This window comes from Bacillus sp. SIMBA_154, assembly GCF_046536015.1.
GTDB lineage: Bacteria > Bacillota > Bacilli > Bacillales > Bacillaceae > Bacillus > Bacillus pumilus_P.
In genome coordinates this window covers 32,468-55,164 of the sequence record NZ_JAWJBV010000002.1, presented here as the reverse complement: position 1 = coordinate 55,164, position 22,697 = coordinate 32,468, and the positions used below count along the sequence as shown (strand labels likewise).

Genomic DNA, 22,697 nt, shown 5'->3' with positions numbered 1-22,697 from the left:
AAGAAAAAAGGGAGGAGACTTATTTGACGATTACAACGCCCATCTTTCGAAACAATTATTTGAACTGCTCTCAATTAACGATTGCTGCCATGCTTCTTAGAAAAGGGATTAAAATCGACAGGATTTGGAGGCAAGCTGGCATTGTTTATAGATCTCAAGACCAAGGGTTTATTTTAATGGGTTCCTTTAAGCATTTTCGTGAGGATATTCTACAACATAATGGAATCCATTTAGAAGAAATTTTTTACACTGAAGAGGAATTAGACCTTTATATCAACAGGGTGTTCAAACAGCATCCGAGCAATGGGACAGTGTCTGTTTCACTGGATATTTTTGAATTACCATACTGTCCATTTTATGAAAGGGAACATGGGTATCACACATTGGAAGTACTTGAGGTAAAAGGTGATCATGTGGTAGTTAGTGATCATGCATATTCATATCATGGCACCTTAAGTAAAGACCATTTGATGAAAGCTGCCCGCTCTATATATGATCATACGCCTCGAACTGAAAATCGATATAAATGGATTAAATATGTAGATCGTCAGCAACAACCAGATGTGCTGACGATTTTAAAAGAGCATGTTGCCATTTTAGAAGGAGCACCGCCACATTTTGAATTGCCCGGGGTCGTCACAGGCTTGAAGGCTATTTCAATCATTGAAAGAGATTATATTGATAGTATCAAAGACAACGAAAACGGAAACTTATTAGACAATGTTTATTTTGAAGGATTAAAGGATGTCGCCAACTCGAGAAAACATATGGTGACATTCTTATCCTCTTATGAAAATGGGCATTTACAGCCTCTCATCCAAGCTTTTGAAGATGCATATCAAAGCTGGACAGTTCTCGCAAATTTTACGGCTAGAGTAGGTCTCAGTAAGAATCCCCGCAGCATGATTGAACGGACGTCAAATCGCTTTCAGAAAACATTAGACATTGAGACAGGCCTGCTCTCACAACTAAAAGAGGTGATTCAAAATGAAGACCTATCAAACCATCTCTCTTGATGATTATGTGAATAACAGAGGCATCACGCATCAAAATGAATATGACAAAGGCCAGTTAACCATTGGCGGAGCTTCTTTACCGGCTGAGTTAGTCATGAACCTGCAACATCATCTTGTCGAAGGAATCCCTTTTCAATTCATTTATAAAGATCAAGGAGACAATATTGAATTAGAGGGTCAATCTATTCACCTTCCGCTATTGGAAGCAGAAGCGCTACATGTTATTGGCTGTTCTTCTAATGGCAATCTATACGAAAATATTTCATTTTTACGAGAGGGGAAAGTTGTTTATGAATCTCGGCTTTCCTTAACCGATGTCATTGAACAAGAACCTGCATTTAATGATCGCGCTGCATATGCATTTGATTATATTCATACGGTAGCAGGCATCAATCATCATTTGACATCAAGGCTATGGCTTAATTCGCTCTCCTTATCACACAAGGTAGTTTTTGATGAAATTCGCTTTCAAGATAATCCTTTTATGCATATTTTCGCAATGACGATCCAGCAGTCAGACAATTGATGGAAGGGAGACGTGTCTATGTGCGGCATTGCAGGTTATTGTCATTTTAACCAAGCACCACTTGACCATCACATCTTACTAAATATGAAAAACGCACTTGCTGTGCGTGGACCTGATGATAGTGGTGTATATCAAGACGAATCAGTTGGTTTGGTTCATACGCGGCTTTCAATTATCGATATTCATTCTGGCCCTCAGCCAATGACGAATGAAGACGATTCTATATTTGTGATTCTAAATGGAGAGATCTATAATTTTCAAGAATTGAGAGAAGACCTATGGAATAAAGGTCATACGTTTCGTACGCAGACAGATACAGAGGTACTGGTTCATGGCTATGAAGAATACGGGATTTCATTTATTGAGCAATTAAATGGAATGTTTTCAGCTGCTATATGGGATCGAAAGAAGAAAGTATTTTATTTATTTAGAGATCGGTCTGGGATTAAGCCGCTTTATTTTTCAGAATGCCGGGGAGGGCTTGTTTTTGGGTCAGAAATGAAGTCACTTCTTCAGCATCCAGACATACAAACTGTCGTTCAGCCTGAGGCTGTCATCAGTTATTTATCATTCCGTTATTCCATCGGGGAACAGACTTTCTTTCAAGGAATTCATAAATTACCTCCAGGCGTCTTTTTGAAAATGGATGAAACAGGAATAACAAAAGAGGCCTATTGGCAATATCCTCTCCCGTCGGATGGGATCGATCGAGGAGAACACTATTATCAAAAAGCCTTATTTGAATTACTTCAAGATTCTGTACAAAAACAGATGATGTCAGATGTGCCAGTTGGAGCTTTTTTGAGCGGCGGGGTGGATTCGACTTCTATTGTTGCTTTCATGTCCAAGTATGCTAACGATGATATTCATTGTTTTTCGACCAGTTTTGAAGAGAAAGGATTTTCTGAAGAAAGTTATGCCAAGCTGGCAGCAGACCAATACAATGTCAAGCTCCACTCACATCGAATGAGTGAAGAAGAGTATTTTCAATTATTGCCTGAAGTTGTAAAGCGTAGAGATCACCCTCTCTCCATTCCTCATGAAGTCGCTTTTTACCGCATGTCACAGGAAGCAAAAAAGCATGTGACGGTTGTTTTATGCGGTGAAGGAGCAGATGAATTGTTTGCAGGGTATGGACGGGTGTTTAGAAGTCCGGCAGATTGGCGAAAAATTTTGCTGCTTCAAAAAAGCCGAAAGCTGTCACCAATGCTTTCAAGATTATTATTTGATCCATCCTTTCAGCAGCAATTGCATCAATTTATCCACCTTGAAGATGAAATGGATCATTACAAAAGAAGGTATGCGTGGTTTACTGCAGGAGAAAAAGGGCAGCTTTTAGATCATCAAGCTGCCTCATTCGATTCTTCCAATTCGCACATGGATCAGTTTATCGCGCAGTGCTTTCAAAAAATGGAAGGACAGTCGTATGAAAACAAATTGCTCTATTTATTTCAGCAGATCCATCTGCCGAATCTGTTAGACCGGCTTGATATCATGACCATGTCACACGGTCTTGAAGCGCGCGTTCCGTTTCTTGATCATCGAATCATCCAATTTGTCAATGACATGCCTTTTAAATATAAACTTCCTTACAAGGGATTACCTAGCAGGCTGCAAGCATTTTTTCAATCGAGTCTTAAAACAAGCGAGGTACAAGATATTCCGAAATATATGTTAAAAAAGACAATGGAGCAAACGGTGGATAAGCGTATATTATATAGAAGAAAAATGGGCTTTCCGGTTCCTGTGTATCATTGGATGAGCAAAAGGATGGGAGAAATCGAAGAGAAGCTTCTTGATGAACAAAGCTTTGCAACTGAATTATTTCAAAGAAAGCCGCTAGAACAATTCTTAAGAAATGACCCGAATCAGAAAAACAAAAATGGAGCTGACCAAAAAGTTTGGATGCTCTACAATTTGGAGCTATGGCATGATCACTATATCAAGTCGGCGCGTCTTCCTCTGCCATCTGGCCGTTAAATACATCCGGTCTATTCCCCCTGTCTGCTGCATATATGATATGGAAGGGAAGTGATGCGATTTTGAGGCTAAGTGAGCTGTCAGGAAAAGAGATCGTCGATATCAAAAGAGCGGAGCGGCTTGGCGTGCTGGGACAAACCGACCTTGAAATAAATGAACAGGACGGTCAGATTACAGCACTCATCATACCTTCCGTCAAGTGGTTTGGCTTTCGAAAACAAGGAAATGACATCCGCGTTCCGTGGAATCACATTCAAAAAATAGGATCAGATATGATCATTCTCGATGTGCCTGAAGAACTGCAGCCGCACGGGGAAAAAGAGCACCCATCATAAAAGGGTGCTCTTTTTCTTTTCTCTTCCCGATTTGTTCACAGGCTGAATCCTCTCCTCATATGCTGAAAGGGAGATTCAGAAAATATTACAGACTTTTTTAAATAAAGAAGGTGAACGGTCAGTATGTTGAGCGGTTTAACGGTTGCGGTGATCGGGGGAGATGCAAGGCAGCTTGAAATCATTCGCAAGCTGTCACAGCAGCATGCCAAAGTGTTTTTGGTCGGATTTGATCAGCTGGATCATGGGTTTATCGGTGCTGAAAAGCTTAAAATGTCAGAACTTCCATTTGAACAGGTAGACAGTATGATTCTGCCGGTATCAGGTGCAACAGATGAAGGCGTCGTCGCCACAGTTTTCTCAAATGAGCAGGTCGTGCTGGAAGCAGAATATTTAGAAAGAACTCCAGCACATTGTACCTTGTACTCAGGTATTTCTAATACGTACTTAGACAATCTGGCAAAGCAGGTGAACCGGAAGCTTGTGAAGCTGTTTGAGCGCGATGATATTGCCATATATAACTCTATTCCAACAGTTGAAGGGATTATCATGATGGCCATTCAGCAAACGGACTATACGATTCATGGATCACATGTCGCTGTCCTCGGGCTTGGGAGAACAGGGCTCACAATTGCCCGCACATTTCGGGCACTAGGTGCGGATGTGAAAGTAGGTGCTGCAGATACAGCCCATTTAGCTCGAGCCTTTGAAATGGGACTTGATCCGTTTTCAATGGATCGTTTAAAAGAAGAAGTAACAGATGTTGATATCATCATCAATACGATTCCGAGCTTAGTATTAGATTCATCTGTTATCGTCAGTATGACACCGAAGACACTCATTTTGGATATCGCCTCCCGCCCAGGCGGAACAGATTTTGACTTTGCGCAAAAGCACGGAGTGAAGGCGCTTCTTGCACCAGGTCTTCCAGGGATTGTAGCACCAAAGACCGCAGGGCAAATCATTGCAAAAGTGCTTTCCGGGCTCTTATGTGAACTTGCGGAGGAAAAAAGGGGGATGGAATCATGACAACATTAAGAGGGAAAAGAATCGGCTTTGGTTTAACAGGTTCCCACTGTACGTATGAAGCCGTTTTTCCGCAAATTGAAGCACTTGTGAAAGAAGGGGCAGAGGTGCGTCCTGTGGTGTCGTATACGGTGCAAAGCACGAATACAAGATTTGGAGAAGGAGCCGACTGGATTGAGCGGATTGAGAAACTGACGGGATTTCAAGCGATTGACTCTATCGTAAAAGCAGAGCCGCTCGGACCTAAGCTTCCACTCGATTGTATGGTCATTGCACCTTTAACAGGAAACTCCATGGCGAAATTCGCAAATGCCATGACAGACAGTCCTGTTTTAATGGCTGCAAAAGCAACCATTCGAAATCATCGTCCCGTCGTTCTAGGCATCTCGACAAACGATGCATTAGGCTTAAATGGTACAAATCTCATGAGGCTGATGTCGACAAAGAACATTTTCTTTATTCCATTTGGCCAAGATGATCCATTCAAAAAACCGACATCTATGGTAGCGAATATGGACCTTCTTTCTCAAACAGTAGAAGAGGCGCTTCAGCATAGACAAATTCAGCCGATTTTAATTGGACCAAACGATTAATAGATTCACTAGAAAATCATGAAAGATTCAAAAAAGATGCTTCAAGCCTTGCTTTTCTATGGTAAAATAAAATGTAAAAAGTCATAGGATGGCCATCCGAAAGAAAAGAATCATGGATGGGTCGGAAGGAGTTTTACTGATGGGAAGAGGATTGCATGTAGCTGTAGTTGGAGCGACTGGAGCTGTCGGTCAACAAATGTTAAAAACACTAGCTGACAGAGATTTTGAAATGGATACACTTACTCTACTATCCTCAAAACGTTCCGCGGGAACAAAAGTGACATTCAGAGGTCAAGAGTATACCGTTCAAGAAGCAACACCTGAAAGCTTTGAAGGGGTCAACATTGCACTATTCAGTGCTGGAGGAAATGTTTCCAAGGCGCTAGCTCCTGAAGCAGTCAAACGAGGTGCGATTGTTGTAGACAACACAAGTGCTTTTCGTATGGACGAAAATATCCCTCTTGTCGTACCAGAGGTAAACGAAAAAGATTTGCATGACCATCAAGGGATCATTGCAAACCCTAACTGTTCAACTATTCAAATGGTGGCGGCATTAGAACCGCTTCGTCAGGCGTATGGAATGAAAAAAGTCATTGTGTCCACATACCAGGCAGTATCAGGTGCAGGACATGAAGCAATTGACGAACTATACAGCCAGACGCAAGCCATTTTAAATAAAGAAGATGTAACACCAGAAGTCATGCCTTATCAAATTGCATTTAATGCGATTCCGCAAATTGATAAATTCCAAGACAATGGCTATACATTTGAAGAAATGAAAATGATCAACGAAACGAAAAAAATTATGCATATGCCAGAGCTAGAAGTAGCGGCAACATGTGTGAGACTTCCAATTGAAACGGGACATTCAGAATCTGTTTACGTTGAACTAGAATCAAATGACGCAACGGTTGATGACATCAAGTCAAGTCTAAAAGATGCACCAGGTATTACATTGCAAGATGATCCATCTCAGCAAATTTATCCAATGCCTGCAGATGCTGTTGGAAAAAATGACGTATTTGTCGGCCGCATTCGGAAAGATTTGGACCGTCCAAACGGGTTCCATTTGTGGATTGTATCTGATAACCTGCTGAAAGGCGCTGCATGGAACTCAGTTCAAATTGCAGAAAGCTTAAAAGTATTAAAATTAGTTTAACATTCAATGGATGATGAGGACGAACAGAAGAGAGTTAGGCATCTTTCGCCTGCTCTCTTCTGTTACGTCAGAATGAACTTGGAGTGAAAACAGTGAAAATAATTGTCCAAAAATTTGGCGGTACATCTGTCAAAGATGATCAAGGTAGAAAAAGGGCACTTGCACATATCTTATCTGCGAAAGAGAAAGGCTATAAATCGGTTGTAGTCGTTTCTGCAATGGGACGAAAAGGCGATCCTTATGCGACAGATACGCTGCTTGGATTGCTTTATGGCAGCGTGCAGCACATGACAAACAGAGAAAAAGACCTGCTCGTTTCTTGCGGAGAAAATATTTCAGCTGTTGTGTTTTCAAGTATGCTGAATGAAAACGGGATAAAGGCTGTAGCGATGACAGGTGCACAGGCAGGCTTTGTGACAGATCAAGAGCATACGAGTGCGAAAATTATTGACATGAAGTGTGAACGTCTTGAAGCGGCACTTTCTGAGCATGATGTTGTCGTTGTCGCTGGGTTCCAGGGAGCCGCGAAAAATGGAGACGTGACAACGATTGGACGAGGCGGCAGTGATACGTCAGCAGCTGCTTTAGGCGCTGCATTGCAGGCAGACTTTATCGATATCTTTACAGATGTAGAAGGGGTTATGACAGCAGATCCCCGCATCGTAAAAAATGCAAAACCACTGAGAGTCGTGACATATACTGAAATTTGCAACCTCGCATATCAAGGGGCGAAAGTTATTCACCCGAGGGCTGTTGAAATTGCCATGCAAGCAAAAGTACCAATGAGGGTCCGCTCAACATACTCTGATGATGAGGGCACACTTGTGACGTCACACTACTCAGATAAAATGAGTCATGATGTGTATGACCGCCTCATTACGGGTATTGCACATGTCAATGATGTGACGCAAATCAAAGTCCCGGCGAAAGAAGGGCAATACAGCGTACAAACAGAGGTCTTCAAAGCAATGGCAAACGCACAAATCAGTGTCGATTTCTTCAACATTACACCGAGTGAAATTGTGTATACAGTGACAGGTGGAATGACTGAAAAGGCAACGTCGATCCTAAAAGACCTCGGCTATACACCTGTTGTGACAACAAATTGCGCGAAAGTATCAGCTGTTGGAGCAGGCATCATGGGTGTACCAGGTGTCACATCTAAAATTGTATCGGCTCTATCAGAGCAAAACATTCCGATTTTACAATCAGCAGACAGTCATACGACCATTTGGGTGCTAGTGCACGAAGAAAACATGAGAGCGGCTGTCAATGCCCTGCATGAAGTGTTTGAACTTTCAAGATAAATGTGATTGAATCATGATGAGGTGAAAAAAATGAATTTCGGAAATATCGCAACAGCTATGATTACACCTTTTGATAAAAAGGGCAACATTGATTTCCAAAAGTTATCAATTCTCATTGATTACTTGTTAAAAAACGGCAGTGACTCTTTAGTCGTTGCAGGTACAACAGGCGAATCTCCAACTTTATCGACTGAAGAAAAGGTCGCTCTTTTTCAGCAATCGGTGAAATTAGCAAATGGTCGTTGTAAAATCATTGCAGGAACAGGCAGTAATAACACAAATGCGTCTATTAAACTAACAAAAAAAGCAGAAGAAGCGGGCGTTGATGCAGTGATGCTTGTCGTACCTTACTACAACAAGCCATCACAGGAAGGCATGTATGCACACTTTAAAGCAATTGCCGAGTCTACATCTCTTCCTGTCATGCTTTACAATGTACCAGGAAGAACGGTTGCTTCATTAGCACCAGAAACAACGATTAAGCTAGCACAAATACCAAATATTGTTGCGATCAAAGAAGCAAGCGGCGATCTAGATGCCATGACAAAAATCATTGCAGAGACGCCAGAAGACTTCGACGTATATTCAGGTGACGACAGCTTAACACTTCCTGCTGTAGCTGTTGGTGCAACAGGAGTCGTCTCTGTGGCGTCTCATATCGTAGGACTTGATATGCAGCAAATGCTTAAAAGCTATGCTTCAGGTCAAACAGCCAATGCAGCATTGATCCATCAAAAGCTGCTTCCAATCATGAAACAGCTTTTCTCAGCGCCAAATCCAACGCCTGTCAAAACAGCCCTTCAGCTGAAAGGACTAGATGTCGGATCTGTTCGTCTCCCGCTTTTGCCTTTGTCAGAAGAAGAGAGACTGGATTTGAGCGGCGTATTAAATAGCTGATCAAAACAAATAATTTCGTAAGCGGTCATTCTCAGATGCCCCTGAGTATGACCGTTTTTTATACATAAACACTTTCTTAAAATGTGACTTCATCTTGTTTTCTAAAATTAGATTCAGTTATAATAGCATTAAGCGATGATGGACGGGCTTGAGACTAGGAGGATAAGAATTTTGAAAAAGAAAAATACAGAGAACGTAAGAATTATTGCACTGGGAGGCGTTGGAGAAATCGGCAAAAACTTATATGTCATTGAAATTGATTCAGACATATATGTTGTAGATGCAGGTTTAATGCATCCAGAAAACGAAATGCTGGGCATTGACGTGGTTATTCCTGATATCTCTTATTTAACTGAACGAGCTGATCGGGTGAAAGCAATTTTTCTTACCCACGGACATGATGAGGCAATCGGAGGCGTATTCCATGCCTTGAGTAAATTGTCTGTACCAGTCTACGGAACGAAGCTGACCCTTGCGTTACTTCGAGAAAAATTAAAGCAATATGGCTTCAATCAAAAAGCTGATTTGCGCGAGGTACATGCGAAATCGGTCATTACATTTGAAACAACAAAAGTATCATTCTTTAGAACGAATCATAGTATTCCTGATTCGGTCGGGATCAGCTTCAAAACCTCTCTTGGTTCAATCGTATGCACAGGTGATTTTAAATTTGATCAAACCCCAGCGCTTAACCAAGCCTGTGACATCGGAGAGATTGCGAAAATTGGAAACAATGGCGTTTTAGCACTTCTTTCAGATAGTGTGAATGCTGAAAAACCAGGCTATACACCGTCTGAGGCGATCGTCCAAGATGAAATCTCAAATGCGATGTACAATGCTGAGAATCGTGTGATAGTCGCTGTATCTTCATCAAATATTAACCGTGTACAGCAGATCATTAATGCAACCATTCAAAATGGCCGTAAGCTTGCAGTAGCAGGAAAGAATATGATGACAACTCTTCAGCTGGCAATCAAGCTTGGTTATGTCACAGCAGACGAAGAATTATTTGTGCCAGTTCAAGAAGTGAAGAAAATGGCGAAAAACGATGTGGTCATTCTGACGGCTGGAAGCCATGGAGAGCCTCTTGCTGCTTTAACAAAAATGGCCAAACAAAATCACAAACAGCTTCATATTGAAAAAGGTGATACCGTTGTGATTGCGTCTACACCTCTTCCTGGACAAGAACTCACGTATTCAAAAACTGTTGATTTCCTCACAAGAAGCGGAGCACAGGTCATTTTTGCTCAAAAGCGTGTACATGTATCTGGACATGGCTGTCAAGAAGAGTTAAAACTGATGCTGAACTTACTAAAGCCAAAGTATTTAATTCCAGTGAATGGCGAATATCGTATGCAAAAAGCACATTCTCGTATTGCTGAAGAAGTGGGAATGAAACGCAGTGACATTTTCTTGATTGATAAAGGGGATGTTGTTGAATTCAGAGGACAGAACGTAAAGATCGGCGAAAAAGTTCACCAAGGTAACATTTTGATTGATGGTCTTGGCGTTGGAGATATCGGTAACATTGTTTTACGCGATAGACGCCTACTGTCTCAAGATGGGATCTTAATTGTGGTCATTACGCTCGATAAACAAAAGAAACAATTAATTTCTGGACCTGAAATCATCACAAGAGGATTTGTTTATGTAAGAGAATCCGAAGAGCTGATTGTGAAAGCAACAGAGATGGTAAAAGGAATTGTCAAAGAGCAAACGGAAAACTCTATTGTTGAATGGTCAACACTGAAACAATCCATGCGCGATGTATTAAATCAATTCCTATATGAAAAAACAAAACGTAAGCCGATGATCATTCCAATTATTATGGAAGTGTGATGAGAAAGCCCAAGGAGCCCAAGCTCTTTGGGCTTTTTTGATGTGGCGTTAGGAATGCGGATGGAATACGACCTTCTTGTTCATAATAGGAGGAGAGTTTTTAGGAAAGGATGGAGACAAATGGACGAAAAGAATGAACAGCAGCCTGAGCGAAAGCCAGAAGAAAAAGATAGCATTATGAGCAAAATACAGCAGCTTGGTGAAACAGCAGTACCGCAGTTGCCACAGGATACAAATATACATTGCCTCACCATTATTGGACAAATTGAAGGTCACATGCAGCTTCCTCCACAAAATAAAACAACCAAATACGAACATGTCATTCCGCAAATCGTAGCAGTTGAACAAAACCCAAAAATCGAAGGGCTTTTAATCATCTTAAACACAGTGGGCGGCGATGTAGAAGCGGGTCTAGCCATTGCAGAAATGCTGGCGTCACTATCGAAACCGACTGTATCGATTGTGCTCGGCGGCGGCCACTCAATTGGTGTCCCAATCGCTGTATCGTGTGACTATTCCTATATTGCAGAAACAGCCACTATGACCATTCATCCTGTGCGTTTAACCGGTCTTGTGATTGGTGTCCCGCAAACCTTTGAATACTTAGATAAAATGCAGGAAAGAGTCATTAATTTTGTCACAAGCCACTCAGACATTACAGAAGAGAAGTTTAAAGAACTCATGTTTTCAAAAGGCAATTTGACAAGAGACATTGGAACAAATGTTGTTGGTCATGAGGCAGCAGAATATGGACTCATGAATGAAGTAGGCGGCGTTGGACAGGCGATTAAAAAGTTGAACGAACTCATTGGAGACAGGACAGCTCAAAATGAGGGGCTGATCCAATGATTTTATATACACCTATGCCCTATGAAGCCATTTACGCTGAGGATCAAGGAGACCGCAAACTACAGCAGGTGAACATTCAAGGCGTGCCAGTGATGGTTGAAATGAAAGAAGATGAAGCAGAAATTGTTCAAGTGATGAGCACCAATCCAATGGACTTTTTGAATCAAGAGCTTGCACCAGGCAAGCGATTGAAGTTACATTTAGGCACCAATCAAACCGACTCATATGAATGATTCTATGCTATAATAAAGGGAAAACTTACAACAAGATGCAGCCAAAACCAGGCTGCTTTCTTTCTGATCTTTCGGTAGGTTATATTTTCTTTCGTAGTAAGGTGATGAGTATGGCTAAAAAGAGGAAACGTAAAACGAGAAAAAAACAAAATAAACAGCTAAAACTGAAATATGAATTAAATGGGTTAGTCTTTATTGCCATAGCGATCATTGCCATTTTACAGCTAGGTGTTGTTGGACAAACCTTTGTACATCTATTCCGATTCTTTGCAGGTGAATGGTTTATTCTCTGCCTTATCGGATTATTTCTTTTTGGTGTGACGATCTTTTGGAAAAAACAAATCCCAGATATGTTGACAAGAAGAAAAGTAGGTCTATACTGCATCATTGCAAGTATCTTGCTTTTGTCACATGTGAAGCTTTTTCAGCACCTGTCATCTGCAGGAGTCATAGGCTCTCAAAGTGTGATCAGAAATACGTTTGAACTTTTCTTAATGGACATGAAAGGTGAGACTGGGTCACCTGATTTAGGAGGCGGCATGATCGGTGCCGTATTATTTGCTGCTTCGTATTTCTTATTTGCACAAGCAGGCTCTCAAATCATGGCGATTGTTCTCATGCTGATTGGAATTGTTCTGATCACAAATCGATCACTGCAAGAAATGGTCAAAAAAGTGACACTCCCTGTATCACAATTTATGGTGAAGCAGTGGAAGGCGTTTGTTCAAGATATGAAGGGGATCAGGCAGGCGAAAAAGAGCGCACCCGCTCAGAAAACAGGTGAAAAGAAAAAGCGTTCACGCATTCAAGAAGATGACGAAGATGATCATATCTTGATCGAGGAGGAAACACCGGCTTCTGACAATAGTCAGCCCATTATTTCAAGCTTTGCAGACAGGGATGACATTCTCACCCCGCCGGTTCAAAAAGAGCAGGTAATAAAAGACTCAGAACCGCTTCAAGAGTCCGTGCAAAGTGCACCATCTCAAGGTACGGCTGATGAACCAAAAGAAGCTCCGCCTATGACGTTTACTGAACTGGAAAACAAAGATTACGAATTGCCGTCTCTTGATATTTTGGCAGAGCCGCAGCATTCAGGCCAGCAAACAGATAAGAAAAATATTTACGAAAATGCAAGGAAGCTTGAAAAAACGTTTCAAAGCTTTGGTGTAAAGGCGAAAGTCACTCAGGTTCATTTAGGGCCGGCTGTGACCAAATATGAAGTATACCCAGATGTCGGCGTCAAGGTAAGTAAGATTGTGAACTTAAGTGATGATTTAGCCCTTGCCCTAGCAGCAAAAGACATTCGGATTGAAGCGCCGATTCCTGGAAAATCAGCCATCGGGATAGAAGTTCCTAATGCAGAAATTGCCATGGTTTCTTTAAAAGAGGTCTTAGAATCGAAGCAAAATGACCGTCCAAATGCAAAACTGCTCATTGGACTTGGTCGAAATATTTCAGGTGAAGCCGTGCTCGCTGAAATGAACAAAATGCCGCATTTGCTTGTAGCAGGCTCGACTGGAAGCGGAAAAAGTGTATGTATCAATGGCATTATCACAAGTATTCTCATGAGAGCGAAACCTCATGAAGTGAAGATGATGATGATTGATCCTAAAATGGTTGAATTAAATGTTTATAATGGCATTCCGCATCTTTTGGCTCCAGTTGTAACGGATCCAAAGAAAGCCTCACAGGCACTCAAAAAAGTAGTCAGTGAAATGGAGCGCCGCTATGAATTGTTTTCTCATACAGGGACAAGGAATATTGAAGGATACAATGATTACATTAAACGAATGAATCAATCAGAAGAGGCAAAGCAGCCAGAACTTCCTTATATTGTCGTCATTGTAGACGAGCTTGCAGATTTAATGATGGTTGCTTCCTCTGATGTGGAAGATTCCATTACAAGACTTTCTCAAATGGCTCGTGCTGCCGGGATTCATTTAATTATCGCCACACAAAGACCTTCTGTTGATGTCATTACAGGTGTCATTAAAGCCAATATCCCATCCCGTATCGCCTTTAGTGTATCCTCCCAAACAGATTCAAGGACGATCCTTGATATGGGAGGCGCAGAAAAACTGCTCGGCAGAGGGGATATGCTGTTTTTACCTGTTGGAGCAAATAAGCCGGTTCGTGTGCAAGGCGCCTTTTTATCAGATGAAGAAGTGGAACATGTCGTTGATCATGTCATCACCCAGCAAAAAGCGCAATATCAAGAAGAAATGATTCCAACTGAAGAAACGCAGGATCAGCTTGCAGCTGTCGAAGATGATCTATATGATGAAGCAGTGGAACTCATCATCGGCATGCAGACAGCTTCTGTCTCTATGCTTCAAAGAAGATTCCGCATCGGTTATACACGAGCGGCACGTCTGATTGACGCAATGGAAGAGCGAGGGGTTGTAGGCCCATATGAAGGAAGTAAACCGAGAGAAGTTCTGCTCTCAAAAGAACAATATGACGAGCTCTCTTCATAAATAGAAGAGAGCTTTCCTAAAACAAAGTCAACGGTATAATGATTATGTTAACTGGATGTCAGACTATTTATTTATTTACAAAAACATGATATAGTTATGTTCATCTTATCTCGGAATAGAGATTTCTCATCTTATCATTTGCATTGATTAGACGGAGGGAAAACATGTCGACCAAAACAGACAATCGCCATTTATATTTGAAAGTGATTGACCGTATTAAAGAAGATATTCAAACAGGCGTATATGCGGAAAAAGAAAAGCTGCCTTCAGAGTTTGAGCTCTCAAAGCTTTTAGGCGTGAGCAGAGCGACACTGCGTGAAGCCCTTCGTATATTAGAAGAAGAGAAGTATTTAATTAGAAGGCATGGTGTGGGGACTTTTGTCAATTCAAGGCCGCTCTTTTCAACAGGTATTGAACAGCTGACAAGTGTCACGAAAATGATTGAGCAGGTCAATATGACGCCAGGTACCATCTTTTTATCTTCGCAAGAAGGGGAGCCGGCAGAGAATGATGTCATTCGTTTTCAGTGTGATGAATCTGATGAGATTTTTTCAATGGAACGGGTTCGAACGGCAGATGGACAGCCAGTCGTCTATTGTTTAGATAAGATTCCGGTCAAGCATCTCCCTGCTTCTTTTACTCATGAAGAAGAGTCACTTTTTGAGCTGTTTGGAAGAGAACCACACAGCGGGATTAAATATGCAGTTGCTGACATCGAACCGATTGGCTATCACGATCAGGTCTCACCGATACTAGAATGTGATCCTGAAACGGCGTTACTATTACTGAAACAAATGCACTATGATCAGGATGATCAGCCGGTCTTATACTCACTCAATTACTTTCGAGCGGATAAATTCAGCTTTCATGTCATACGTAAACGATTTTAACTAAGCGGTCGCTCTTCCATAGGCGGTTGCTTTTTGTTTGTCCATACATAAAACCCATAAAACTTGCCACACTAATATGTAACAGTATATAGAATTGGGTGAATGATGTTGGGCGAGAAAACAGTCAGTAAAAAGAATATTATTGCATTATCATCAGTGCCTCTAATCATGACGCTTGGGAATTCGATGTTGATACCAGTATTGCCTGAGATAGAAAAGAAACTCTCGATCACTTCCTTTCAAGTCTCACTCATTATTACGGTATACTCCGTTGTGGCAATCTTATGTATTCCTATTGCCGGTTATTTATCTGACCGGATTGGGCGGAAAAAGGTGCTCCTGCCGTGCCTCTTAATTGCAGGACTTGGGGGAGCTGTGGCAGCTGTTGCCTCAACCATCATGAAAGAACCCTACATGTGGATTCTGTTTGGCAGGGTCCTTCAAGGAGTTGGCTCAGCTGGAGCGGCACCTGTCGTCATGCCGTTTATAGGAGATTTGTTTCATGATGATGAAGAGGTCAGTGCGGGGCTTGGAGCCATTGAAACCTCTAATACAGCTGGAAAGGTACTAAGTCCTATTATTGGGGCACTTCTTGCTTTATGGTTTTGGTTTGTGCCGTTTTGGTTCATTCCGTTCTTTTCGATCATAAGCTTTCTCATGGTACTGTTTATGGTCGAGACTGCGAAGAAAGAGGAGGACCCGCCTACTTTTAAAGAATTTTTAAAATCAACAAAGACCATTTTCAAGCATGAGGGACGCTGGCTCTATGCCATTTTTGCTATTGGCGGTTTTATTATGTTTCTTCTTTTTGGTGTGCTCTTTTACTTATCCGATAACCTAGAGGCGGCGTATCAAATAAAGGGGGTCAAAAAAGGGCTGCTGCTTAGTATACCGCTCCTTTTTTTATCGATAAGTTCCTACATTGCTGGGAAAACGATCGGAAAAGAAAAGGGGAAAATGAGAATCTTTCTAATCGTAGGCATGGCCCTTTTATCAATTTCCTATCTTTTTTTATGGTGGAATCACAGTTTTTACGTCTTATTTATCTGTTTAAGCATTGGCGGAGTGGGGATTGGTATTGTTCTTCCTGCACTAGATGCGCTGATTACAGAAGGAATTGAAAAAGAGCAGTGCGGGACCATTACGTCATTTTATAGCAGCATGCGGTTTATCGGTGTCGCTTTAGGACCTCCGATTTACGCCTATCTCATGGATAAAGGAGACTCAATCGTTTTTATTCTCTCGACTATTTGCAGTCTCATTTCATTATTTTTGGTGCTCTTTTTTATCCAGCCAGATGAAAAGGATGAAAGTGAACAATTGAAAACGGTTTAAACGTAGAAAAAAGATGCTATTTTGCCATCTTTTTTCTTTTTTATAAATTGACATGTAAAATTTTGATAGTTAAACTAATGTATAGTAATATCTTTTAAATTATCCTAAATAGGAGGTGTGGAAAACATTCATTTTCTGTCTTTCTTTAGGCAGAAATTGAGCTCGTGGCTGATGATGGATATGTGTTTCTTCAACACGAAAGGACAATTGAATAGGTCATCCTGCCATTAGCACGTTGAAGGAGACGAAGTCAGCACTTCAGACACGCTCAAATACAGCAAATTGATTGATGAACTAGAAGGAGCTTGAAGCAGCTATGTTGCAAATTATTAAAGCAAGATGGATTGTATTAATGGTGTGGATGATAACAGCTGTTATTCTGTTTATTACTGCGCCCGATTTAGAGGAATTAACAAGAGAAAAAGGGCAATTAAAGGTTCCGGAGGGGACACCAACAGCTGAGGCACTTCACTTATTGGATAAGCTATCAGATCATAACGGGAAAAAAGATACTGGTGTGATTGTATTCTCCGAACAACATCTGTTCCCTGCGAAAGAGCAGGAATTAAAAAAGGCTTTAGCTGCACTCATGACACATGCCCCAGAACTCCACATTGACGGAATTACTTCATACTTTCATGTAGATCCGGACATTCAAAAACAACTTTTATCAAAGGATAAAAGTACACTTCTTGTTCCATTCAAATTCGACCACTACGAAACAAAAGCTGTGAAGATTAAAGAACAAATTAAGGAAGTTTTAAAGCCCTACGACGTCTCATATGAAATGACGGGTCAAAAATTTGTGGATTCAGATGTTATTAAAAGCTCTCAACAAGGTCTGAAGAAAACTGAACTTATTACGATGATTTTTATTTTCTTTATTTTAATCATTGTATTCAGATCAATATTGGCACCTGTTGTTCCGCTCATTACGATCGGCATTTCTTACGCCGTCAGTCGGTGTATTGTGGCTTTTCTAGTAGAATATACGCAATTTCCTCTATCTAATTTTACTCAGATTTTTATGGTAGCCATTATGTTCGGTATAGGAACGGATTACTGTATATTGCTTTTAAGCCGTTTTAAAGAGGAGATTGGTCAGGGACGTGATGTCAAAGAGTCGATTATCATCACGTATCAATGTGCAGGGAAAACGGTATTTTTCAGTGGCTTAGCTGTGTTAGTCGGCTTCTCAAGTATTGGTTTTGCTAAATTCCAATTGTATCAATCAGCCGTCAGTGTTGCCGTAGGGGTTGGCATCCTGCTAATTGCCCTTGTCACGATTGTTCCTTTTTTTATGACCGTCTTTGGAAAATCCCTTTTCTGGCCATCTAAAAGAGAAAACATCCGGCATCCCCAAAGTAAGCTGTGGGAATGGGCTGGGCGCTTTTCATTCAAAAGGCCGCTGATTAGCTTAGGTTTAGTCGCACTTATCACTGTACCTCCTATCCTGATGTATGACGGCACCCTTTCTTACAACAGTTTAAATGAGATTGGGACAAAGTATGAGTCAGTGTCTGCATTTAATACGATATCAGAGCAATTTGGCTTTGGCGAAGCGCTGCCGCTGAATGTACTAGTCGAAAGTGACAATAAGCTAGATAATCAAGAAAATATTGTCTTGATTGAAAAACTGACCCGTAAATTATATGACATTGAGGAAGTAAAAGCAGTTCGCAGTGTCACTCGTCCTGTTGGAGACGGGTTAAGTCAGCTGTACGTCACCTCTCAAGCGAAAGAGCTGGGAGGAGAACTTGGGAAAGGTCATGAAGGAATCGGGAAAATTTCTGATGGCTTGACCGAAACAAACCTAGCCCTTCTCAAACAAAAACCAAAAATTGAAGAATCTGCTAAAGGTATTGACCAGCTGATTGATGGTACAAAAGCCATCAAAAACGGTATCGTAGAAGTAAGGAAATCCCTGATTTCTTTAGAAGATGGGGTCAGGCGCAGTAAAGATGGCGTAGGCACCATTCGAAGTAAAATCAAAGAAGCGAAAAAAGAATTAGAACAAGAATATCGCAGCAGTGAAGTCATGATTCAAGAGCTTGAACGAGTGGTGAGTACGCTGGAACGTCATGCGAAATCGAATCAGCAGCTGATGACAACCATTAAGAAAGTAAAACAATCCTATGAGAATCTATCATTTGAAGCGCTTGAAAATCGGCTTCCAGAAGTAAAAGATATGGATGAATATAAGGAAATCAAAAAAATATTCAAAGACACGAAAGGAATGCTTGATCAAGCTGGAGATCAAATGAGCTTATATGAAGATGAAGCATCTGCCTTTAAACAAAAGATCAAGAAAGCAGATCAAGTGATTCAAACCTTATCAAGCAAGCAAAAACAAGTAAAGCGTCAAGTACAAGCGCTAATGACAGGGCTGGATGAAATTTATGATGGTCTTGATCAAACAAATGAAGGGCAAAAACAATTAATCAAAGAAATGCCTAAAATCGAAGATGGCGCAGATCAGCTGACAGGTGGCCAAAAAGCCATCAAAAAAGGCTTTAACCAGCTATCATCAAAACTGACATTATTAACAGATGGTTTAGATGAAAGTATTTCAGGGCTTGAGCAAGTCAAAAGCGGCTTCACCGAGGCTGACAGCTACTTAAAGCAGCTTCAGCAAGCGCCAGATGAAGAAGTAACGGGCTGGTTTATCCCGAAAGAAATATTAAAACGCCAAGAGTTTAAGAGAATATTCGATACGTATATGTCTCCAGATCGTAAATTAACGACCTTTGAAGTCATTTTAAACGTGAATCCATACAGTAATGAAGCGATGAAAGGTGTAGCCAAAATCGAGGACACCCTTGATCAATATTTACCTGTAAGTGGACTGAAAAATGCCAATTACGGTGTATCCGGTATCTCAAGCTTAAATGTTGACTTAAAGGAAACGTCTGACGGTGACTTTATCAGAACGGTGATTTTCATGTTAATTGGCATCTTCTTTATTTTAATTTTATTATTACGGTCAATCGTCATGCCGATATACTTAACACTTTCACTTATTTTAACGTATTTTACATCCATCGGTTTAACAGAATGGATCTTTAAAACATTCTTTGGCTACGACGGTGTAAGCTGGGCTGTTCCATTTTTCAGCTTTGTCATTCTTGTCACACTCGGCATTGATTATTCGATCTTCCTCATGGATCGTTTTAATGAATGGAAGGGAGAGCATGTTCAAGCATCAATGATCTCAGCGATGAGAAATATGGGCTCAGTCATTATTTCAGCAGTTGCCATTTTAGCGGGGACCTTTGCCGCTATGCTGCCATCGGGTGTGTTATCACTTGTTGAAATTGCAACGGTCGTACTCATTGGACTATTATTATATGCTTTTGTTGTTCTACCGCTCTTTATACCGGTCATGGTTCGTATTTTTGGTAAATGGAATTGGTGGCCTTTTAGAATGAAATAACGACAAGCGTCTCTGCTAATAGCAGAGGCGTTTTTATTTCCTATCCTTTCCTCTGATTGATATAATGACTATTAAATGGCTGTTTCACGTATATATCAGCTATGTTCTAATACATAATAAATAGGATGAACAAAGGAGGTTTCTCATGACGTACTTACAAGAGAAGACATTTGGTACACCCGGTCTTCATACTCATATTGTCAAAACAGAAAAATTTAAAACAGTGACGATCCTTTTTAAAATGCTTGCGCCTCTATCAAAAGATGACGTCACCATGCGATCCCTTTTCCCGCATGTGCTGTTAAGAGGAACAGAAAAAATGCAGAAAACAGGAGAATTGCGCGCTTATTTTGATGAGCTCTATGGTGCAACAGTTTCGGCTGACATGGCGAAAAAAGGAGAGAATCACATCATTACATTCCGCCTCGAAATGGCGAATGAAAAATATTTAAAAGATCAAACACCTTTACTAGAAAAAGGGATTGCATTGCTGTCTGACCTATTATTTCACCCGCACGTTGAAAATGGAGTGTTTAGTCATTTATATGTAGAGCAAGAAAAACGTACATTAAAACAGCGAATCCAGGCAGTGTATGATGACAAAATGCGTTATTCGAACTTAAGACTTGTGCAGGAAATGTGTAAAGGTGAACCATATGCACTGCACGTCAATGGTGAAATGGAAGATATCGAGAATATTACAGCAAACACGCTCTTTGAAGCATACGAGCATGCGCTTCAATCAAATCAGCTTGATCTCTATGTTGTGGGAGATGTTGACGAACAAGACATCAATCGAATGGTCTCGCAATACTTCAAAACAAGTGAGAGAGAGCCGGTCAAACAAAACGCCGCATCATCAAGGTCACAAAAAGAACCAAACGAAGTCATTGATGAAGAAGACGTAAAACAAGGAAAGCTGAATATTGGCTTTCGCACGCATACAACGATTGCAGATGAAGATTATCCCGCGTTGCATTTGTTTAATGGCATATTCGGCGGCTTTTCGCATTCCAAGCTATTCATCAATGTTCGGGAAAAAGCAAGTCTTGCGTACTACGCTGTGTCTAGACTTGAGAGCTTTAAAGGCTTGATGATGGTCATGTCAGGTATTGAAGTCGGCAACTACCAGCAGGCAGTAGACATCATTAAAGAACAATTTGATGCGATGCAAAAAGGCGATTTTTCAGATGAAGCGATTGATCAAACAAAGGCTGTCGTCAAAAATCAGCTGCTGGAAACAATTGATACGTCTTATGGGACAGCGGAATATTTGTATCAGCATGCAGTCGTGCCAACAGGTGAGACCCTTGATTCCTTTTTAGAAGCGTTAGACCGAGTGACCAAAGAGGACATCATTAAAGTAGGGCAGAAAATCGAATGGGATACGACCTATTTTCTTAAAGGAACGGAGGGTGCTTCATGACGGTGAAAACAATTCAATTCGATCAGCTGCAAGAGACGGTGTATCATGAAAAAATGGACAGCGGACTAGACGTCTATGTGCTGCCGAAGCAAGGGTTTAATAAAACATATGCGACCTTTACAACAAAGTATGGCTCTGTCGATAACGAATTTGTGCCGCTTGGCAAAGAAGACATGATCCGTGTGCCTGACGGAATTGCCCATTTCTTAGAGCATAAACTGTTTGAAAAAGAAGATGGGGATGTGTTTCATACATTTAGTAAACAAGGAGCAGCCGCAAACGCTTTTACAACGTTTACGAGAACGGCCTATTTATTTTCAAGTACCGCAAATGTCGAACAAAACCTTGAGACACTCATTGATTTTGTGCAAGAGCCTTATTTTACCGAAAAAACGGTCGAAAAAGAAAAGGGCATCATTGGTCAAGAAATTAATATGTATGATGACAATCCGGACTGGCGTTTATTCTTTGGCCTGATTGAAAATCTTTATCAAGAACATCCGGTGAGAATTGATATTGCTGGAACAGTAGAGAGCATTGCTCCTATTACAAAAGATCATTTGTATGAATGCTACGAAACGTTCTATCACCCAAGCAATATGCTCCTTTTTGTTGTCGGTCCTGTTGATCCGAAGCAAATATTAGATCAAGTAAGAGCGAATCAGGCGAAAAAACCGTTTACAGACCAGCCTGAGATCAAGAGAAAAGAAATCAATGAGCCTGAAAGCGTGTATCGAAAAGAATACGAACTTAAAATGAACGTACAAGGCTCTAAATGTATGTTCGGTTTGAAAACAAAAAACCCGCATAAAAAAGGCGAACAGCTTCTAAAGCATGAGCTTGGAATGAATCTAATTTTAGAGACATTGTTTGGCAAAAGCTCCTTACAATATGAGCGGATGTACGAAAAAGGCTTGATTGATGAGACATTCAGCTACGATTATACAGAAGAGGGCGGCTTTGGTTTTACTTCAGTTGGCGGGGATACAAACGATCCTGATCAACTGGCAAAACAATTAAAAGAAACCCTTCTTCAAGCAAAGAGCCTGATCACAGAAGAAAAAATCGAGCTCGCGCGTAAGAAAAAAATTGGCAGCTTTTTAAAAGCCATGAACTCTCCAGAATACATTGCCAATCAATTCACGAGATATGCGTTCTTGGATATGAGCTTATTTGATGTCGTGCCAGTGCTCGAGCAAATCCAATTAACAGATATTCAGCAGATATTAGAGGAAGAAATTGATGAAGAGCGGATGTCTGTTTTCAAAGTCGTCCCGAAAACAAAATAAATGAAAAAAGACAAACTCAGGTCAAAGGAGTTTGTCTTTTTTATATCTAATCGAAGAAAGCGCTTGATTTGTGAGGATAATGATTGA

18 protein-coding genes are annotated in these 22,697 nt (G+C 40.9%); all 18 read left to right on the top strand.

From position 1 onward, the window contains the following. Nucleotides 1–23: 23 nt before the first annotated feature. The 18 genes from R0K30_RS03715 to yfmH all read left to right on the top strand — a co-directional run bounded on the left by R0K30_RS03715 (nucleotide 24) and on the right by yfmH (nucleotide 22,610). A complete protein-coding gene (locus tag R0K30_RS03715) occupies nucleotides 24–1,016 on the top strand; it encodes a hypothetical protein (RefSeq protein ID WP_230030171.1) in 993 nt (330 codons plus the stop codon). Further along, nucleotides 988–1,542, top strand: a complete 555-nt coding sequence (locus R0K30_RS03710) for a hypothetical protein (protein ID WP_410609252.1) — start codon at nucleotides 988–990, stop codon at nucleotides 1,540–1,542. Before R0K30_RS03715 ends, R0K30_RS03710 begins: the two co-directional genes overlap by 29 nt. Nucleotides 1,543–1,560: 18 nt before the next feature. Next, nucleotides 1,561–3,522: an asparagine synthase (glutamine-hydrolyzing) gene (asnB, locus tag R0K30_RS03705; protein WP_099725801.1), complete on the top strand. Its 1,962-nt coding sequence runs from the start codon at nucleotides 1,561–1,563 to the stop codon at nucleotides 3,520–3,522. Nucleotides 3,523–3,584: 62 nt separating this feature from the next. Then, nucleotides 3,585–3,857 carry a YlmC/YmxH family sporulation protein gene (locus R0K30_RS03700; protein ID WP_008344726.1) on the top strand — a complete coding sequence of 91 codons (273 nt, stop codon included), beginning with the start codon at nucleotides 3,585–3,587 and terminating at the stop codon, nucleotides 3,855–3,857. A gap of 123 nt (nucleotides 3,858–3,980) precedes the next feature. Continuing rightward, nucleotides 3,981–4,883, top strand: a complete 903-nt coding sequence (dpaA, locus tag R0K30_RS03695) for a dipicolinic acid synthetase subunit A (RefSeq protein WP_034317620.1) — start codon at nucleotides 3,981–3,983, stop codon at nucleotides 4,881–4,883. After that, a complete protein-coding gene (gene dpaB / locus R0K30_RS03690) occupies nucleotides 4,880–5,473 on the top strand; it encodes a dipicolinate synthase subunit B (RefSeq protein WP_099725798.1) in 594 nt (197 codons plus the stop codon). Before dpaA ends, dpaB begins: the two co-directional genes overlap by 4 nt. A gap of 139 nt (nucleotides 5,474–5,612) precedes the next feature. After that, the gene (gene asd / locus R0K30_RS03685) at nucleotides 5,613–6,632 is read left to right on the top strand and encodes an aspartate-semialdehyde dehydrogenase (protein ID WP_410609248.1); all 1,020 of its coding nucleotides are present in this window, start codon (nucleotides 5,613–5,615) and stop codon (nucleotides 6,630–6,632) included. Nucleotides 6,633–6,724: 92 nt separating this feature from the next. Next, nucleotides 6,725–7,939: an aspartate kinase gene (gene dapG / locus R0K30_RS03680; protein ID WP_230030172.1), complete on the top strand. Its 1,215-nt coding sequence runs from the start codon at nucleotides 6,725–6,727 to the stop codon at nucleotides 7,937–7,939. Nucleotides 7,940–7,969: 30 nt separating this feature from the next. Continuing rightward, nucleotides 7,970–8,836 carry a 4-hydroxy-tetrahydrodipicolinate synthase gene (gene dapA, locus R0K30_RS03675; RefSeq protein WP_099725997.1) on the top strand — a complete coding sequence of 289 codons (867 nt, stop codon included), beginning with the start codon at nucleotides 7,970–7,972 and terminating at the stop codon, nucleotides 8,834–8,836. A gap of 171 nt (nucleotides 8,837–9,007) precedes the next feature. Next, nucleotides 9,008–10,675 (top strand): ribonuclease J2, encoded by a 1,668-nt coding sequence (gene rnjB, locus R0K30_RS03670; protein WP_099725795.1) that lies wholly within the window; start codon nucleotides 9,008–9,010, stop codon nucleotides 10,673–10,675. A 120-nt stretch (nucleotides 10,676–10,795) separates the two neighbouring features. Further along, on the top strand, nucleotides 10,796–11,524 hold the full coding sequence (locus R0K30_RS03665; RefSeq protein WP_099725794.1) for a ClpP family protease: 729 nt from the start codon (nucleotides 10,796–10,798) through the stop codon (nucleotides 11,522–11,524). Then, nucleotides 11,521–11,757: a YlzJ-like family protein gene (locus R0K30_RS03660; protein WP_034317598.1), complete on the top strand. Its 237-nt coding sequence runs from the start codon at nucleotides 11,521–11,523 to the stop codon at nucleotides 11,755–11,757. Before R0K30_RS03665 ends, R0K30_RS03660 begins: the two co-directional genes overlap by 4 nt. 110 nt (nucleotides 11,758–11,867) lie before the next feature. After that, on the top strand, nucleotides 11,868–14,237 hold the full coding sequence (locus R0K30_RS03655; protein WP_142353648.1) for an FtsK/SpoIIIE family DNA translocase: 2,370 nt from the start codon (nucleotides 11,868–11,870) through the stop codon (nucleotides 14,235–14,237). Between the two features lie 164 nt (nucleotides 14,238–14,401). Then, nucleotides 14,402–15,127: a GntR family transcriptional regulator gene (locus tag R0K30_RS03650; RefSeq protein ID WP_410609243.1), complete on the top strand. Its 726-nt coding sequence runs from the start codon at nucleotides 14,402–14,404 to the stop codon at nucleotides 15,125–15,127. A 105-nt stretch (nucleotides 15,128–15,232) separates the two neighbouring features. Then, the gene (bcbE, locus tag R0K30_RS03645) at nucleotides 15,233–16,462 is read left to right on the top strand and encodes a bacillibactin exporter BcbE (protein ID WP_230030529.1); all 1,230 of its coding nucleotides are present in this window, start codon (nucleotides 15,233–15,235) and stop codon (nucleotides 16,460–16,462) included. A gap of 316 nt (nucleotides 16,463–16,778) precedes the next feature. Continuing rightward, entirely contained in the window at nucleotides 16,779–19,895 is a 3,117-nt protein-coding gene (locus R0K30_RS03640) for an MMPL family transporter (RefSeq protein ID WP_410609241.1), read from the top strand. Between the two features lie 145 nt (nucleotides 19,896–20,040). Then, entirely contained in the window at nucleotides 20,041–21,321 is a 1,281-nt protein-coding gene (gene yfmF, locus R0K30_RS03635) for an EF-P 5-aminopentanol modification-associated protein YfmF (RefSeq protein WP_410609239.1), read from the top strand. After that, nucleotides 21,318–22,610 (top strand): EF-P 5-aminopentanol modification-associated protein YfmH, encoded by a 1,293-nt coding sequence (gene yfmH / locus R0K30_RS03630; protein WP_410609237.1) that lies wholly within the window; start codon nucleotides 21,318–21,320, stop codon nucleotides 22,608–22,610. Before yfmF ends, yfmH begins: the two co-directional genes overlap by 4 nt. Nucleotides 22,611–22,697 lie beyond the last annotated feature (87 nt).